This is a genomic window from Streptomyces sp. Xyl84 (assembly GCF_059731885.1).
The window spans coordinates 44859-61100 of sequence record NZ_AP029184.1; the positions used below are offsets into that span (position 1 = coordinate 44859).

A 16242-nucleotide genomic window follows, 5' to 3' on the forward strand; every position below is an offset into this window, starting at 1 on the left:
CAGCCGGAAAGCAAACTAAATCACCGGTATTGCTCCTAAGGGCTGTCCCGCAACTCTGGAGACGGTTTACCAGCGTCCGGTTCGACCTGTTTGGCCGGGATTCCGTTGAGGCTGTGAGTCGGGACGGAAGCGGGCAAGTCGATCCGGCTGTGGTGGCCCATCAGCCTTCGCCCCGAGTTACGGGACAACGTTTAGGGGCGTGGACGCTTGTCCATAGACGGCTTCTTGCTCAGCAGGGTCTCTCCATTTACCGAGTTTAACAGTTCTCGCGAAATTCACTGGCGTTACCTTTCACGCCTCAAGTAGACGAGAGTGCGGGATGCCCCATAACGACGCATCCCGCACACCGCCTCAACGACGATCGCGTCCTCTGATTACCACTCGCCCAGCGGTTGCCAGTCCGCGGACGATAGCTCCGCCGATGACAGTCGCCGGGCCACCGCCGTATCTCTGCCTGTACCCACCCTGGAATCCACCAGTCATGGCAGACCCTGCAGCATACTTGATCGCCTCTCGCCCGGTGGTTTCGTGCCCCATCGCCTTGTCAGCGATCAGGTGCGCTGGCGTGCCAATAAGAGCCCTTGTGGGTGGGGAATCTCGCCGAGCAGGTCTGTCCCACGAGCACCGGGTGGGGAGATTCAGGGTTCTGACCGCGATTCCGTGAAAGTCCAGAGCAGGGCGTGAATGCAGGAACGTTCACTCGGGGCGGCTCTCGATCATGGGGACCTCTTCGATCGAAGACGTGCTGTTTCCCGGGATCGACGTGCGACTGGAGGGTGTAATGGTCACCGGTGCGCTGCTGTTCGTCGATGCCGCAGCGTGCGGGCGACCACCGTGCTGCCCGAACTGCCGGTGGCAGGGGCGCAGAATCCACTCGACCTACTGCCGCAGCTTGTCCGAACGCCCCTCGGCTGGGCACAAGTTGGTCTTGCGTCTGCGGGTTCGGCGCTTCTTCTGCGACCGGAAGTCATGCTCCCGCAGGACCTTCGTCGAGCAGGTCGAACGGCTGACGGAACGTTACCGCCGCTCCAGCCTCGGGCTGAAGGAATGGCTGGCGACGATAGCTGTCGAGCTCGGCGGCCGGCGCGGGGAACGGGTGTGCCGGAAGCTGAACCTGGCGGCGGGTCGGACCCGCCTGGTGGGGCTCCTGGAGGAGCCGCCGGTGCCAGGGCAGGCGCCACGGGTCCTCGGGGTGAACGAGTTCGCCTTCCGCCGCGGGCGCCGGTACGGCACCATCCTGGTCGACGTCGAGGCCGGACGGGTGATCGATGTCCTGCCCGACCGCACCTCGGAGACCTTCGCCGCCTGGCTGACGGCCCACCCTGGAGCGGAGATCATCTGCCGCGACCGAGCCAGCAGCTACACGAAGGCGATCAAGGAGGCCGCCCCGGCCGCGCTGGAGATCGCCGACCGCTGGCACCTGCTCCAGAACCTCTCCGACGCCGTTGAGAAGACGTGCCATCAGCACCGGCCATGCTTGAAGAAGCACGCGGAGCGGGGAGGCGACCGCCCCACCCAGATGCCGCTGGTGGACGCCCTGCCGCCCACGCGCATCATCCAACGCGTTCTCCACCACCACGCCGAAGTCACGCGCATGATTGCCGCCGGTCACCCGCTTACTGACTTCGGCTGGTCAAGGTGACGCGGGTTCGTCGAGGGTCAGGCCGGTGCCGGCTATGAAACCGTCGAGGGTGCCGGGCCGGTACTGAAGGCGCTTGAGCCGGTTGCGGACGAGGGCTTCGAGCCGGTCGAGCGCGACCACGGCGAGGTTGGCCAGGCTGCGCTTGACATGTGCCCATACCCACTCGACGGGGTTGAGGTCGGGCGAATAGGCGGGCAGCAGGAACACCGTCAGCCACTCACGCTCGGCGATGAGCTCGCGCATGGCGTGGGAGACGTGGGTGTTCAGCCGGTCCCAGACCAGCACGATCGGTGCCTTGACGAGTTGGTGGACGCCGTCGACGAGCGCGATGAAGTCCCGCTCGCCCATGCTGCGGCGTGCGCTGCTGCCCGTTCGGTGAGTGCGCAGACGGTGGCACAGCCGGGTGCGCGAGCCCGGCCGTACCGCGATCAGCCCGGCCACCGACAGACGCCCCGAGCGGCGCCCGCTGACGGTCACGACCGGGGTGCTCCCTCGCCGGCCCCAGGTTCGTCCCCGGGGCGGCTTCCGGGTGAACCCTGCTTCGTCCTCGAAGCAGATGTAGCCCCCGCAGGCCGCCCGGGCCCTTTTACCTCCGCCCAGGTCCCCTCCTTCCACGCGGTCACGGCCTGCTCGTCGCGCTCGGCGACCCTGCGTGCGGGGACCTGCGGGCTGAAGCCGAGCCGGTGCATCAGCCTCGTCGCGCCGGAGACGCTGTAGGAGACGTGGAACTTCCTGCCGATCAGCGTGGCCACCCTCGATGCGGTCCACACCTGGTCCTCCACCCAGCCGTGTGCAGCCGGGCCCTCATCGAGGTACGCAGCCAGTTTCTCCAGGCAGCGCGGGGACAGCCGGCAACGGGATCCGCTCGGGCCGCGAGAAGCAAGTGCTTCACGACCGCCATCCCGCCATAACTGGTGCCAGTGGTACGCCGACTTCACGCTCACCCGCAGCCGCCGTGCCACCCCCGGCGGCTTGATCTTCTGCTCGAACAGCTCGGCCGCCTGCATTCGCACCGATTCCCGGCGCCGACGTCCCGCAGCGGTCAGCCCGCCCCCATCCGCATATCTCACACACCACGGAATACAGGCACCGCTCCAGGCCCTTCAGAAACTTCGTCAAGATTCACCCTGATGAGCTGAAGTCAGTAGCGACATCGCGCGCCGCCTCCGCCTCGACCGAAAGACGGTCCGCCGCTACCGCGACACCAGCCTCGACCACCTCCTCAACAGCGCCCGAGACCGCCGCCCCGAGAAGTTGGATGCATTCAAGCCGTACCTGCAGCAGCAGTACGCCGCAGGCATCACCCACGGACGCGTGCTGTTCCGCCAGATCCGCGAACGCGGATTCCGCGGCGGCTACTCGACACTCACCCCCTACCTACGAACCCTGAAAGCCGGCACGGCCTTGGCCGCACCAGCGGAGATTCCGAGCCCGCGCCGGATCACCTCATGGATCATGCGCAACCGCAACCGCCTCAGCACCCAGGAGATCGAGCACCTCGTCCAGGCCCGCCTCGCCTGCCCGGATATCGCGCGGGCCTGCGACCTCGCCCGGGTCTTCACAGATCTCGTCCGCAACCGCCGAGGCCAACTGCTGTCCGTCTGGATCCGCCAGGCCGAACGGTCCGACGTTGTCCCGGTTGCCAAGTTCGCCGCATTCCTCCGCCAGGACTTCGACGCAGTCACCGCCGGACTCACCTACGAATGGAGCTCCGGCAAGGTCAAAGGCCACGTCAATCGCGTGAAAACGATCAAGAGAGCCATGTACGGCCGGGCCCCATTCCGCCATCTGCGGACCCGGATCCTCACTCAGCCGTGATCTTCACAACCTCCGAGCCGAGCTCATCGAGAGAGCGACTCGGACTAGAAAGGCGGCTGCCAACCATGCCAGTTCGGCGTGTGCCCAGGTGGAGGCCAGTGCTCTGAATGGCCTGGGTACGTCCACTGACGGCCCACCCATTCGCACTCCGGGATCGCGCCTTCCCAGTCGTCGGTGCACCGGTCGGCCCAGGACCGGCTCACCATGACCGGCCGGGTCACCACGCCGTCGGCGACCTCCTGCACCCGCACGACCAGACCCAGCCCATTGGTTCCCGGGTTCCCCCGCGGCCCGTACGACACCTCGATCACCCCGCAGTCATGAGCATGCAAGAGGAACCGCTCAAGGTCAGCTGGCACACAGCCGGTCAACTCTTCTCCCCAGAGCATCACCTGGGGCCCGCGGGCCGCGTCGACGGCGACGCAAAACATCTGGCCTTCGACGAGGTAGGCGTACACGGCAGGCTCCGCCGGCCCCGTGCCGAACTCCAGGCCCAGGATCTCCCGAAATGATGGATCAGCCTGGAACCGATTCAGTTCGGTCATGCCCGACAGCGCTGCGGCGACCTCGGTGATACCCATGCCAAAACACAGCGGCCCGACGCCTTCCAGGGGGATCAGCTCCCAGCCCACTCGGTCCGGCCCCATCACAGCACCCGAGGTTCTGCTGCCGCCATCTCTCCACCTGCCCCCACCCACAACCGAGCCACCCCAGCTCCGGCGTTCGACATCACCCCGGCATTACACCAGACCAAGATCGTTCACGGAATCGCGGTCAGAACCAGATTCAAAAGTCGCCACCAGCAGTGCCGCCGAGAAGTCACCGGGCCCTCAAGTCAGCCCAATTCTCGCACCATCACGACGACTTCATCAGCGCAACCGGCAACATCGAGACCGGTGTCCTGTTGCCCAGAAATCCCAGGTCGCGCTGTCGGACGGCATAGCCGGAGTCTTCCTGCGGCCACCAGGCCGGCACGCTCTGTTCGACGGGTCTGTAGTGTGCGGCAATGACAAGAAGCGAGCGGCTCGCGGAGCAGTTGGACTGGTACTGGCGCAAGAACCTGCGGCCACGGCTGGACGGTCTTACCGACGAGGAGTACTTCTGGGAGCCGGTGCGCGGCTGCTGGAACATCCGCCCACGCGGCACGTCGGCCACACCGATGTCGGCGGGCTCAGGGGACTGGACGATGGACTTCGCGTCCCCGGCCCCAGAGCCGGCGCCGGTGACCACGATTGCCTGGCGGCTGGCGCACATCATCGTCTCGTGCCTGGCCTATCGGGTCGAGTGGTACTTCGACGGCCAGGACTTCGACGCCGAGGCGTTCGCCTACGCGGGAACCGCTGACGAGGCGCTAAAACAGCTCGATGAGATGTACGGGAGATGGAACGCGGGGGTCCGCGAACTCTCGGACGCCGACCTGGACAATCCGCCCGCGATGGGGCCCGAGCCGTTACCCATGGAGAACAGGGTCCTGCACGTCAACAGGGAGCTGATCCATCACGGCTCCGAAATTTCCCTGCTGCGCGACCTCTACCGCTGGCAGGACGGAGCCGCACCGCACCGAATATGAGCCGGGTGCGGTGCCAAGCAGCAGTCGACCAGCCAACCCCGCCACCCAGACCCCGCCGTTCGAACTCTGAGCTGGGCAAACGCCCAGACACCATGGGTGGTGGCCATGTCATGCCCGGATCAAAAACAGACACTAAGCTTGTCGTTTAACGTCCTGCATCGAACGCGGTTCGAACTTGATCAGCGTTTTCGCAGTTCGGCGGACGTGTAGGTGGCCTTCGTCTGATCCTGTGCTCCGTCACAGAGTGGATCAGCGCGAGGGCCGTGATCGTGAGTTTGGTGCATCAGGGCGTCCTGCGGGATGCGTTCGCGGAAGTGTCACACTTCCGGTCGGAGCTGTACGCGTGTCTGACCGCACGGGGGGACGCGCTGTTCGAGTTATGCGACGCATTGCTGTGTACGGAGGGGCCGGTGCGGACGCTGGTCAATCTTGCGCTCGCGCCCGAACATCGCCGTGGGCACGGGGCTCTGTACGGCGGGCTCAACCAGGGCCGGATCGACGTCGCCCGGCTGCGTCGGGCGCTGGCCGGGGTGCCGTCGCCGAGGGCTGCGGACGGTCGGCTGGTATTGGCGGTGGATGTCTCGCCGTGGCTGCGCCCGGACGCCAACACATGTGCTGACCGGTCCTTTTGCCACACGTTCGGGCGGGGAGAGGGCAAGCATCAGATGGTGCCTGGCTGGCCGTACTCGGTGGTGGCCGCCCTGGAGACCGGCCGCACCTCGTGGACGGCGGTGCTGGACGCGGTCCGCCTGGAGCCCGGCGCGGACGTCGCCGCGGTGACCACGGTGCAGATCCGCGAGGTCGTCGAGCGGCTCGTCGCCGCCGGCCAGTGGCGGCCGGGTGATCCGGAGGTCCTGGTCGTGCTGGACGCGGGATACGACGCCCCGCGCATCGCCCACCTGCTGGAGGAGCTGCCCGTCGAGATCCTGGGCCGGCTCCGGTCCGATCGCGTGATGCGGCGTCCGACACCCTCCCGTGAAGAGTTTCATCTGGCCAACCTCAAGGGCGGTCGGCCGCCCAAGCACGGCGGCGAGTTCGTCTTCGGCGACTCCGCGACCTGGGGCGCCGATCAGGCCGTGACTGTCGCGGACACCCGGCTCTACGGGAAGGCGACCGCACAGGCATGGGACCGGCTGCACCCGCGGCTCACCCGACGGGCCGCATGGCTCGACCACGACGGGCCGCTGCCCCTCATCGAGGGCACCGTCATCCGCCTGGTCGTGGAGAAGCTGCCCAGCGGCGGAGTCAACAAGCCGGTCTGGCTGTGGTGGTCGCGCACCGGCGCCACCGAAGCAGACATCGACCGCTGCTGGCAGTCCTTCCTCCGCCGCTTCGACATCGAGCACACATTCCGCCTGTTCAAGCAGACCCTCGGCTGGACCAAGCCCCGGCTCCGCAGCTCGGAAGCGGCCGACCGATGGACCTGGCTCGTGATCGCCGCCTATGCCCAGCTCCGGCTCGCCCGACCGCTGGCCACCGACCCCTGCAGGCCCTGGGAGAAACCGACCGAGCCGAACAAACTGACACCCGCCCGCGTCCGCAGAGGGTTCAGGAACCTGCACGTGAAATCCGGCTCACCAGCCGGTGCACCGAAACCTTCCCGTCCCGGCCCAGGCAGGCCGCCGGGTTCGATGAACCGCCGCCCAGCCACCCGGCATGACGTGGGCAGAGTCCTCGCCACCGGCGAGGCGTTCAGCCGCCCCGCCCACCACAAGGTCGGCACCAAGCCCCGCCGCGGGGCACCTGAAGTCCCGCCCGCCTGAAACGTCAGGAAGCCGACCAGGTTGGATGGCTCCATGGTGAGACGGAAACGGGAGACAAAGAGGCAACTGCCCTTCGGCCTGCCGAAGGGCATCGTCCTGCTCGCGACGCCGGAAGGCTGGCGCCACAGCGTCCTCACCGTGGACGGCGGGATGCACTGCGGGCGCCTCACCGACGTTCCGGTTAACGCCGACCCAGCCGAGGCACGGGCCGCCGCAGCGGCCATGGTGATCGGACTCGCGCATGACTTCCACGAAACGCGGGTCGACGTGACCTGGGATCCGCCCCGGGAGCCCGGGTCCTGGAACGCCCAGGTGACCGTTGCCGCGTCCCCGCCGAACACCTTTGGTTAACCTCGCGCTTTCATGAAGCGGGCCGTCCGGCAGGCGGTCAGGAAAGCAGAAAGTGCCTCTGACCAGCAAGAATGAGGATTGTCGAGGTCCTTGTTCCTGCCATCGCCGGAGGCACTTCCCAGGTGAAGCACTCTATCGGGTCCTATCCCCGTGTCCGCGTCCAGGACGACGGCCGCCAGGTCGTCTCCCAGGCCGGGTCGGTCCTGCTGGTCGAAACGGTCCGCAAGAGCGGTCTTGACCAGGTCGTATCGGCATCTCTGGCGCCGTGGCGCAAGCCGCGGGCCGTCCACGATCCCGGCAAGGTCCTCCTGGATGTCGCCCTGGCGGTCGCACTGGGCGGGGACTGCCTCGCGGACGTCGCGATGCTGCGGGCCGAGCCGGCCGTCTTCGGTCCGGTCGCCTCCGACCCGACCGTCTCCCGCCTGATCGACACCCTCGCCGCCTCCGGCGAGAAAGCTCTGCAGGCGATCCGGTCCGCACGCTCCGAAGTCCGTGACCGTGTCTGGTCGTTGGCCGGTGAGAATGCCCCGGACGCCGACGGTCAGATCACCGTCGACCTCGACGGTGTCCTCGTGATCGCGCACTCCGACAAACAGGACGCGGCCGCGACCTGGAAGAAGACCTACGGCCACCATCCGCTGACGGCCTTCGTCGACCACGGCCCGGGCGGAACCGGTGAGCCCGTCGCGGCCCTCCTCAGACCGGGAAACGCGGGCTCCAACACGGCCGCCGACCACATCACCACCACCCAGCTCGCCCTGGCCCAGCTGCCGAAGAAGTACCGGCAAGGGCGGCAGACGCTGATCCGCACGGACTCCGCCGGCGGCACCCACGACTTCGTGTCCTGGCTCGCGAAGCGAGGACGCTGGCTGTCCTACTCGGTCGGCATGGTGATCACCGAGACCATTCACCAGCACCTCCTGAGGATCCCGACCTCGGCTTGGACACCGGCCGTCGAGGCCGATGGCACGGTCCGTGACGGGGCCTGGGTCGCCGAGCTCACCGGCAGCCTGCTGGACGGCTGGCCGAAGGGAATGCGGCTGATCGTCCGCAAGGAACGGCCACATCCCGGTGCCCAGTTGAGGATCACCGACGCGGACGGCATGCGGATCACCTGCTTCGCGACCAACACCCCGGACCGGCCGATCGCCGAGCTCGAGCTCCGCCACCGGCTGCGGGCCCGCGCCGAGGACCGGATCCGGGCCGCCCGCGCGACTGGACTGCGCAACCTGCCCCTGCATCACACCGCGCAGAACAAGGTCTGGCTGGAGATCGTCCAGATCGCGCTTGACCTGCTGGCCTGGCTGCCCATGCTCGCTCTGACCGGCCAGGCCCGTCTCTGGGAACCCCGCCGTCTGCGGTTCCGCCTGTTCTCCGCAGCCGCCCAGCTCGTCACCACCGGCCGACGCCGCATCCTCCGCCTCGCCCGCCACTGGCCCTGGACCGGCGAGATATCCGCCGCCCTTGAACGACTTGCGCTCCTGCCGAACCCCGGCTGACCAGCGGATTCGCCTGTCCCTACAAGAAGAGGAACCAGCCCGGAGCAGTGGGACCCGGCGTCCACCCGAGGCGACACTCGGGCCCTCGGAATGCCCGCCATCAGCCACCGAAAGCGAAACGATCCACCGACTCCGTCAGCGGACCGTCATGCAAGATCGAGGCTAAAGTGCTCTTCACGTGCCGCCGCCGAGCGGATTGCAGAACTGCGCAAGCCTTGGACCCTCGTAACCGCTATTGACCCGGTCGAGCTCCCGTCGGCCCGGCTATGGGTGTGGCTGGGCCGACGGGAGTGCCAGCGGGTTATTGAGTAAGGGCGGCGTATGCCTGTGTCGCGGCTTCGACGATGCCTGGCCACAGGGGGTGTCGAAGGTAGGCGGAGTCCTCCGCCTCGGGGTCCACGGCGTCCAGGACCTCGTTGAGGCGGTCGGCGAGGCGTTGCATTACCTGTGCCTCTGAGGTGCTGCGGAGCGTGGTGCCGATCGCCGCGGAAGGGTCGTCCAGTACGGCGGTGTCGTCGTAGAGGATGTTGATGTTCAGGGTGAGGTCGTCGAAGTAGCCCGGGTGCGGGTACTGTCGCTCAATCCAGACGCGTCGCTGGTGATCGGGGTCGGCGAGCGCGTGGAGGGCGGAGACGATCTGCTCACGCATTTGCGGCAGACTCACCGCCGGTGTCTGGTTCACGGCTTGTCCCATTCCTTCCAGCGGAGCCATTCCTCCAACGGTATGTGGGCATCCTCGGCGTGATCTTTGATCGAGCCGTCTATGGGCTTTCCGTTGCGGCCAATGATCTTACCACCCGAGTTGATGACGACATGGTCGACCTGCTGGAACACCTGGGAGTTGTTGGGGTTTCCCTGGTCGATACGGACGCCGTTCCCCTTGCCGTCGTTCCAGCGATAGCCGACGCCCTTCTTGTTTCCCTTCATGAAGGGCTTGAGGGAGTCCGGCACCTTATCGACGGCGTCCTGCGGGAGCCAGCCGTCGACTGTTCTGCTGACCCGGCTGGCCTCGGCGACGCCTTCGACGCCCTCTTCGATCTTCTTGGCTGCCTTCAGTTCACCGACGCCGGGGATGACGACCATGGCGGCGAAGACGCACTCGCCGAGGGTGGGGTTCTTGATGCAGTTCTGGAGGTCCTTGCCGCCGGAGAGCGTCCACAGTCCTTCGTAGATCGTGGCCGCCTCTTGGGGGTCCACATCGATCGGCGGGTCCATGGTGCCGCCGTCCTTGAGGCAGTTCGGGTAGTAGCCGAGGCGTGGGACGTAGTGGCAGTGCTTGGTCTTCTTCTTGTTGGCTTCAGCTTGAGCCTTGCGCCTTTCCTCGTCCTGGCGGCGGGCTTCGGCTTCCTCGGCCCGGAGTTTGTCCATCGTTATCTGCCATGCCTGGGAAGCCTGTTCCTGGGCTTCCTTGGAGCTCTTGCCAGCGGCGATAGCGGAGTCGTGGGCGTCGGCGGCGGACTGGTCGGCCTGGGCGGCGGAGGTGCGCGCGTAGTTGGCGTTGAACTCGGCCTGGGCGGCCGATGTGACGGCGTCGGCAGCGTCGCGGTCGGCGGCGTCGGCGGCGGCACGTGCGGTGGCCGCGGACTTGCGGGCCTGGGCAGCGGAGTTCTCGGCGCTGGTGGCGGCTACGTCGGCGTCATGAGCGTAACCCTGAGCCTCTTGCGCGGAGTCGGCCGCCTGGCTGGCCGCCGTCTGGGCGTCGGCGGATGCCTTATGTGCATCGGCGGCTTCCTTGGCGGCCAGCCAGCTGTTCTTGCGCGCTGTGGCCGCGATGCTGGAGGCTTCGGCGATCAGGCGCTGCATTTGGGCATTGTGGGTGTCGGCGAGTTTGTCTTGGCGGTCCGCCATGTACTGGCCGACGTTGAGAAAAGCTTCGAGCTGGTCGGCGGGACCGGCCAAAGCGATCTTGGCTGCTGCCTTGACCTCTGGCCCGCCGTCGTTGACGAGTTTCGAGGCGGTGACGCGTTCGTCGTCACTGCGGGCGGAGTACTGACCGGTGGAGATGAAGGCGGCCAGGGTTTTGGGGTCGTTGGTGGCCAAGGCCGCCTTGGAGGCTTCCTTGACCCCTGGTCCGCCGGCGTTGTTGATCTGGGAGACCTTCACCCGCAGGTCGTCGTTGGCCACGGTGTACTGGCCCGTGGTGTAGAAGTCGGCGACCATCTGGTCGCTGCCCTTGAGTGCGTCGGCGGCCGCGGTGCGCACCGCAGCGTAGGGGCTGTCGGTGGTGAGTTCGAAGACCTTCTCGCGTACTTCCTGGGTCTTGGCAGTCTGCCACCCGGTGCGCAGGTAGTTGATGACGTCGGCGTCGGTGCCGGACAGGGCCGTGGTGGCCGCCTGCTGGCTCAGCGGGCCGAGTTTCTGAAGCGCCTTGAGGGCGAGCTGGCGTCCCTTGGCGACCAGTGCAGTGGTGTCTGTATCGGGCTTGGCGGCTTCGGCAGCCAAGGCCTGTGCGGTGTCATCCAGGCCGCGTGCCTCAAGCACGCTCGCGGCGGTCTGGGAGGTGAGGGTGTCAGTCTGGTTCTTATGACTGCGCGCCCGTTCGATAGCGGCGTTGGTGCGGTTGGTAAGATCTTCGGCTTCCGTCTTGCGAGCGATGGCGAAGACCTTCTTGGCAGTCGTCACCGCCAGTGCAGCAGTGTCGGCTGCCTTCTTGGCTGCATCCGCCTGCTGATCGGCCTGCTTCGCCGCGTCCGCCGCCTGCCCTGCGTGCTCGGCAGCGTCTTCAGCAGCGTCGGCTGCTTTGTTTGCGTGATCGGCGGCGGAGTTGGCCGCGTCCCGTGCAGCGTAGGCGGCATCCGCTGACTCCTGGGCCAGTGCCTGGGCGGCATTGGCTGCGCGGTTGGCCTCGGCGGCGTGCCGACGCGTCTCGGCTGCCGCCTGCGCGGCCTCCTCGGAGTGGACCCCGGCCGCATTCGCAGCCGCATTGGCCTCGTCCGCGGCGTCGGCTGCGGCGTTGGCGTCAGCGCCAGCAGCCAGCGAGTCAGCTGCTGCGGCCTTGGCGGCCCGGGAGGCGTCACCAGCGGCTTGAGCGGCCTGGGCGGACTTGGCCGCTAGCAGCGCGACCGCCCGCGCGTTGGCCGCAGCGTTTTTGGCGTCTTCGGCCTTGCTGGCGTTGTTCGCGGCCGAGGCGGCCGCGCTGTAGGCCCGGGATGCGGCATCGGCCGCAGCGGCGGCTGCGTTCGCGGTCTGCGCGGCGGCCGCTGCGGCTACCCGCGCCGACTCGTTTGCCGCGTTGGCCGCCCCGATCGCCTCCTGCGCAGCGCCGGCGGCGGCCCGAGCAGCGTCGGCTGCCTGCCGCGCCCGAGCTGCGGCGACCTGCGAGTCATCCTTGGCCGCCTGCGTCTCCTTGGCCGCCCGGATGGCGTCTTGCTTGGCCAGTGCTGAGGCGGCCTTGGCCCTCGCGGAGGCCGCTTTGGCATGCTCAGTAGCCGCCTGCGCGCGAACCCCGGCTTTCTGTGCCTGGTCCAGCAACTGCTGAATGGTCGCGTGTTCCTGATCCTTGTTGCGGGCCACGAACTGCCCGACCTCAAGGAACTCCACCACGTCATCCGGCGTGCCTTGCAAGGCGAGCTTGCCGGCCGCCTTTACTGCCTGCCCCCCGCTATAAATGATCTTGGAGACCTCGACACGGTCGTCGGACTCCTGAGCCTCGTACTGGCCCGTGGCCAGGAAGTTGGCGACATCCTCTGGGCTTCCCCCCAAGGCTGCCATGCCAGCCTGTTTGACCCCCGGCCCACCAAAGTTGATGACCCGTGACGCCTCGACCCGCTGGTCGTCCTGCAATGGCGCCTTCCAGCCGTCCTTCAGGAAGGCACGCACAGCACCCGGGCCGGTGGACATCAACGCAATTTTGGCCGCTTCCTGCACCGCTGGGCCGCCCACGGCCACCATGCGGCTGGCGGCGACGCGCTCGTCGTCGCTGCCAATGGCGTCCTTGGCGGCGAGGAACTTCTCGATGTCTTCGTCCGAGCCGACCAGGGCCTGCTCTGCCGCCGCCTTCACACCGGGGCCGCCCCATGTCCAGGCGTCGACGACGAGGCGACGATCCGTGATCGGATATCCGCCGTCGTCCGATTCGTCGTCCGCTGCGGCCGGGCTGGCACCGAGCAGGCTGGCGGCGAGCGTGACCGGCAGCAATACGGCGCAGGCGCCGAGAAGTGCGTGGCGCCGTCGCCGGTTCTGCATTGGTCTGTTCTTTGATGGCGCCCCTGATGAGCGCGAAGGCCGTTTCACTGGCCTATTCCCCTTAGATGTGAGTGGAATCAGTTAAATGACGGCATGTCCGCGAGTGCAGCGGCCAAGAGCCGCGTCCGTTGACAACCTGCGATGAGCATCGCACCCGGGCCTGATCGTGGCGTCCGCGCCGACCAGGTCACTCTCTGTGTCAGGCTGAATGACTTCTGACTACGTGCCATTTGCATCTTATGCACAGGCCAAGCAGGGGGAGGTTCACAGGAGTTTCACTGCTGTGCCTTCAGCCCAGTCGCGCAGTCGGCGCTGCTCACCAGATCGCGCGCACCGTCAACCGCGCGCAGGCCCCCTCTAAACGTTGTCCCGTAACTCGGGGCGAAGGCTGATGGGCCACCACAGCCGGATCGACTTGCCCGCTTCCGTCCCGACTCACAGCCTCAACGGAATCCCGGCCAAACAGGTCGAACCGGACGCTGGTAAACCGTCTCCAGAGTTGCGGGACAGCCCTTAGCCTCGATCTTGCATGAGGGTTCGTCAGCTTGTTGGCGGGCCCTTTGTGGTGAGTGTTGACGGGGTTTTTCGGAGTCTGGGCAGGCTGATGGCCCGGCTGTCGCGTCGGGTGGGCGCCGGGTTCCACGGCTCCGGTGGGCTTGTGCTGCTCGCAGGGACGGGAAGATGCTGGTCAGCCGGGGTTCGGCAGAGTGTGGAGCCGGTCCAGGGCATCCGTGATCACGTCGGTCCAGGGCCAGTGCCCGGCGAGGCGGAGGTAGCGGCGTCGGCCCGTGGTGACGAGCTGGGCGGCGGTGGAGAACAGCCGAAGCCGCAGGCGGCGGGGCTCCCAGAGCCGGGCGGCGCCGGTCAGGGCGAGCAGGGGCATCCAGGCGAGCAGGTCCAGGGCGATCTGGATGATCTCCAGCCAGATCTGGTTCTGGGCCGCGTCGTGGAGCGGAAGGTTGCGCAGGCCGGTTGTGCGGGCGGCGCGGATGCGGTCCTCGGCCCGGGCCCGCTGCCGGTGGCGCAGTTCGAGGGCAGCGATCGCCTCGCCCGCCGTGTTGGTGGCGAAGCAGGTCAACCGCATGCCATCGGCGTCGGTGAAGCGCAATTGGGCACCGGGGTGCGGCCGTTCCTTGCGCACGATCAGTCGCAGCCCCTTCGGCCAGCCCGTCAGGCAGTCGCCGGCGAGTTCGGCGACCCAGGCGCCGTCGCGGATATCACCGTCGGGTTCGACGGCCGGCGTCCAGGCCGAGGCCGGGACCTTCAAGACGGCCTGGTGGATGGCGTCGGTGATGGTCATCCCGACCGAGTACGACAGCCATCGCCCCCGCTTCGCGAGCCAGGCGACGAACTCGTGGGTGCCGCCGCCGGAGTCGGTGCGGATCAGCGTCTGACGCCCCCGCCGGAGCCGTTTCGGCAGCTGGGCCAGGGCCAGCTTCGTGGCCTCGATGTGGTCGGCGGCGGTGTTGGAGCCCGCGTTGCCGGGCCGCAGCAGACCCACGACCGGCTCGCCGGACCCGCCGCGGCCGTGGTCGACGAACCCCATCAGCGGGTGGTGCCCGAACGTCTTCTTCCAGGTCGCGGCGGCGTCCTGCTTCTCGGAGTGCGCCAGGACGAGGACGCCGTCGATGTCCACGATCAGCTGCCCGCCCCCGTTCGGCGCCGCATCCCCGGCCAACCGCCATACGTGTTCGCGCACTTCGGCGCGGGCAGTGCGGAGCGCGGCCAAGAACGGCTTACCGTCCGACGCCAGCCTGCCGATCAGGCGGGAGACCGTGGGGTCGGAGGCCACCGGCCCGAACACGGCCGGCTCGGCCCGCAGCATGCCCACATCGGCCAGGCAGTCCCCGCCCAGCGCCACGGCGAGCGCGACATCCAGCAGGATCTTGCCCGGATCGTGCACCGCCCGGGCCTTCCGCCACGGCGCCAGCGCCGCCGATATCGCCGCATCCAGACCAATCTTGCGGACCGTCTCGACCAGCAGCACTGCACCAGCCTGCGAAACCACTCCGTGTCCCTCCCCTCGTAGCGTGGAGTCCGCGATTGCAGGGGAAGTTGAGGTTCATGGGGTCCAAGCAACGGACGTACACACCTGAGTTCCGTGAGGGTGCTGTACGCATCGTGATCGAGACGGGCAGGCCGATCCCGGAGGTCGCCGAGGAACTTGGTGTCCACTCCGGGACGCTGCACAGCTGGGTGTCGCGGTGGCGGCGCAACGGCTCGGCGTCCTCCGACCGGCCCGCGCCGGCCGCGCCCGGCAACCGGATCAAGGAGTCGGAGCGGGCCGAGCTGGAGCGGCTGCGGCGGGAGATGTCGGTAAAGAACAAGCGGATCCGCGAGCTGGAGATGGAGCGCGATGTCTTCAAACGCTGCATGGCCTTGTGGGTGAAGTAGCTGCGGCGGACCCGGCCCAGGTAGCCGAGGTGATCAGCGACTGCAAGGCCAAGCAGGACATTCCGCACACCCTGACGTGCCGCGTCCTGGGCGTGAGCGAGTCGTGGTTTTACAAGTGGCGCCACCAGCCCGTCACCGCCCGCGAGGTGCGGCGCGGGAAGCTGGCCGACGCGATCCGGCAGATCTTCGACGAGTCGGGCGGCACGTATGGCTCGCCGAAGATCTGGATCACGCTCGTGCGCCAGGGCTGGAGGGTGTCGGTGAACACCGTCGCCCACCTCATGGCCGAACTCGGCCTGGCCGGACGGAAGATCCGAAGGCGCCGGGGGCTGACCAGGCCGGGCAAGCGGCCTGCGTTCGCGGACTTCGTGTGCCGCGACTTCACCGCCGATGCCCCGGACCAGGTGTGGGCCGGGGATATGACGGAGATCGTCACCGGCGGGGGCAAGCTGTATCTGGCGACCGTGATCGATCTGTTCTCGCGCCGCCTGCTCGGCTATGCGATGGGCGAGCGTCACGACGCGGAGCTGGTCGTCGCCTCCCTGCACATGGCCGCGGCCACCCGCGGCGGCGACGTCAGGGGCGTGATCTTCCACTCGGACCGCGGCAGCGAATATCAGTCCCGGCGCTTCAGACTGGCCTGCCGCCGGCTCGGCGTGACCCAGTCCATGGGCCGCGTCGGCTCGTGCTTCGACAACGCCGTCAGCGAGGCGTTCAACAGCGTGCTCAAGGTCGGATACGTCCACCGGCGCACCTTCACCACCCGCACCGAGGCCCGGCTGAAGATCGCCACCTGGATCACCGGCTTCTACAACACCCGTCGGCTACACAGCGTGTGCGGGTACCGGAGCCCGACCGGCTACGAACGAGACCATCAGGCCGACCCCACCGTGGAGTTGGCCGCTTGAAAGATCTCCACGGCGCGAGGGGATTGACAGGTGGGGGAAGCGGACGGGTCGACCGGGTACTCAACTGCCCAGTGGGTGTGTGCCATGCGGTGGAGACTAGCCGGTGGCCGTG

General features: G+C 67.7%; 13 protein-coding genes. 8 read left to right on the forward strand and 5 right to left on the reverse strand.

Going from position 1 to position 16242, the window contains the following annotated elements:
- The first annotated feature begins 718 nt into the window (after positions 1-718).
- On the forward strand, positions 719-1642 hold the full coding sequence (locus AC6I72_RS38185; protein ID WP_498006552.1) for an ISL3 family transposase: 924 nt from the start codon (positions 719-721) through the stop codon (positions 1640-1642).
- On the opposite strand, the gene AC6I72_RS38190 is transcribed toward AC6I72_RS38185, so the two are convergent.
- Positions 1634-2712 (reverse strand): IS630 family transposase gene (locus tag AC6I72_RS38190; RefSeq protein ID WP_498006504.1). Its coding sequence is split into 2 segments (ribosomal slippage): positions 1634-2211 and positions 2211-2712, totalling 1080 coding nucleotides; the frame shifts between segments, so codons are not numbered across the junction. The two genes, AC6I72_RS38185 and AC6I72_RS38190, sit on opposite strands and share 9 nt — an antisense overlap.
- Before the next feature lie 184 nt (positions 2713-2896).
- On the opposite strand from AC6I72_RS38190, the gene AC6I72_RS38195 reads away from it, so the two are divergent.
- The gene (locus AC6I72_RS38195; RefSeq protein WP_498006554.1) at positions 2897-3460 is read left to right on the forward strand and encodes a transposase; all 564 of its coding nucleotides are present in this window, start codon (positions 2897-2899) and stop codon (positions 3458-3460) included.
- Between the two features lie 44 nt (positions 3461-3504).
- Here AC6I72_RS38195 and AC6I72_RS38200 read toward each other — a convergent pair whose 3' ends face one another.
- A complete protein-coding gene (locus AC6I72_RS38200) occupies positions 3505-4092 on the reverse strand; it encodes a hypothetical protein (protein ID WP_498006556.1) in 588 nt (195 codons plus the stop codon).
- 374 nt (positions 4093-4466) lie between these two features.
- Between AC6I72_RS38200 and AC6I72_RS38205 the strand changes: the two genes are divergently transcribed.
- From AC6I72_RS38205 to AC6I72_RS38220, 4 genes are all read left to right on the forward strand, one after another.
- The gene (locus AC6I72_RS38205) at positions 4467-5030 is read left to right on the forward strand and encodes a DinB family protein (RefSeq protein ID WP_498006558.1); all 564 of its coding nucleotides are present in this window, start codon (positions 4467-4469) and stop codon (positions 5028-5030) included.
- Positions 5031-5299: 269 nt separating this feature from the next.
- Positions 5300-6793: an NF041680 family putative transposase gene (locus tag AC6I72_RS38210; RefSeq protein WP_498006559.1), complete on the forward strand. Its 1494-nt coding sequence runs from the start codon at positions 5300-5302 to the stop codon at positions 6791-6793.
- Positions 6794-6814: 21 nt separating this feature from the next.
- Positions 6815-7144 (forward strand): hypothetical protein, encoded by a 330-nt coding sequence (locus AC6I72_RS38215; protein WP_498006561.1) that lies wholly within the window; start codon positions 6815-6817, stop codon positions 7142-7144.
- Between the two features lie 122 nt (positions 7145-7266).
- Positions 7267-8643, forward strand: coding sequence for an IS1380 family transposase (locus AC6I72_RS38220; RefSeq protein WP_498006563.1), 1377 nt, complete (start codon positions 7267-7269; stop codon positions 8641-8643).
- A gap of 301 nt (positions 8644-8944) precedes the next feature.
- Here the strand turns inward: AC6I72_RS38220 and AC6I72_RS38225 are convergent, their stop codons facing one another.
- The 3 genes from AC6I72_RS38225 to AC6I72_RS38235 all read right to left on the reverse strand — a co-directional run bounded on the left by AC6I72_RS38225 (position 8945) and on the right by AC6I72_RS38235 (position 14872).
- Positions 8945-9355 (reverse strand): SCO4402 family protein, encoded by a 411-nt coding sequence (locus tag AC6I72_RS38225; RefSeq protein WP_498006565.1) that lies wholly within the window; start codon positions 9353-9355, stop codon positions 8945-8947.
- Positions 9322-12828: an ALF repeat-containing protein gene (locus AC6I72_RS38230; RefSeq protein ID WP_498006567.1), complete on the reverse strand. Its 3507-nt coding sequence runs from the start codon at positions 12826-12828 to the stop codon at positions 9322-9324. Before AC6I72_RS38230 ends, AC6I72_RS38225 begins: the two co-directional genes overlap by 34 nt.
- 688 nt (positions 12829-13516) lie before the next feature.
- Positions 13517-14872, reverse strand: coding sequence for an IS1380 family transposase (locus tag AC6I72_RS38235; protein WP_498006870.1), 1356 nt, complete (start codon positions 14870-14872; stop codon positions 13517-13519).
- A gap of 20 nt (positions 14873-14892) precedes the next feature.
- Here AC6I72_RS38235 and AC6I72_RS38240 point away from each other — a divergent pair, with 20 nt between their 5' ends.
- Entirely contained in the window at positions 14893-15222 is a 330-nt protein-coding gene (locus tag AC6I72_RS38240; protein ID WP_498006569.1) for a transposase, read from the forward strand.
- A complete protein-coding gene (locus AC6I72_RS38245) occupies positions 15210-16130 on the forward strand; it encodes an IS3 family transposase (protein ID WP_498006571.1) in 921 nt (306 codons plus the stop codon). The genes AC6I72_RS38240 and AC6I72_RS38245 overlap by 13 nt, the downstream gene beginning before the upstream one ends.
- Positions 16131-16242 lie beyond the last annotated feature (112 nt).

Bases quoted from the DNA above. Each gene is read 5' to 3' on its own strand.
- AC6I72_RS38185 (WP_498006552.1), top strand. From the start codon at position 719: ATGGGGACCTCTTCGATCGAAGACGTGCTGTTTCCCGGGATCGACGTG.
- AC6I72_RS38205 (WP_498006558.1), top strand. From the start codon at position 4,467: ATGACAAGAAGCGAGCGGCTCGCGGAGCAGTTGGACTGGTACTGGCGC.
- AC6I72_RS38225 (WP_498006565.1), bottom strand. From the start codon at position 9,355: ATGGCTCCGCTGGAAGGAATGGGACAAGCCGTGAACCAGACACCGGCG.
- AC6I72_RS38230 (WP_498006567.1), bottom strand. From the start codon at position 12,828: ATGCAGAACCGGCGACGGCGCCACGCACTTCTCGGCGCCTGCGCCGTA.
- AC6I72_RS38240 (WP_498006569.1), top strand. From the start codon at position 14,893: ATGGGGTCCAAGCAACGGACGTACACACCTGAGTTCCGTGAGGGTGCT.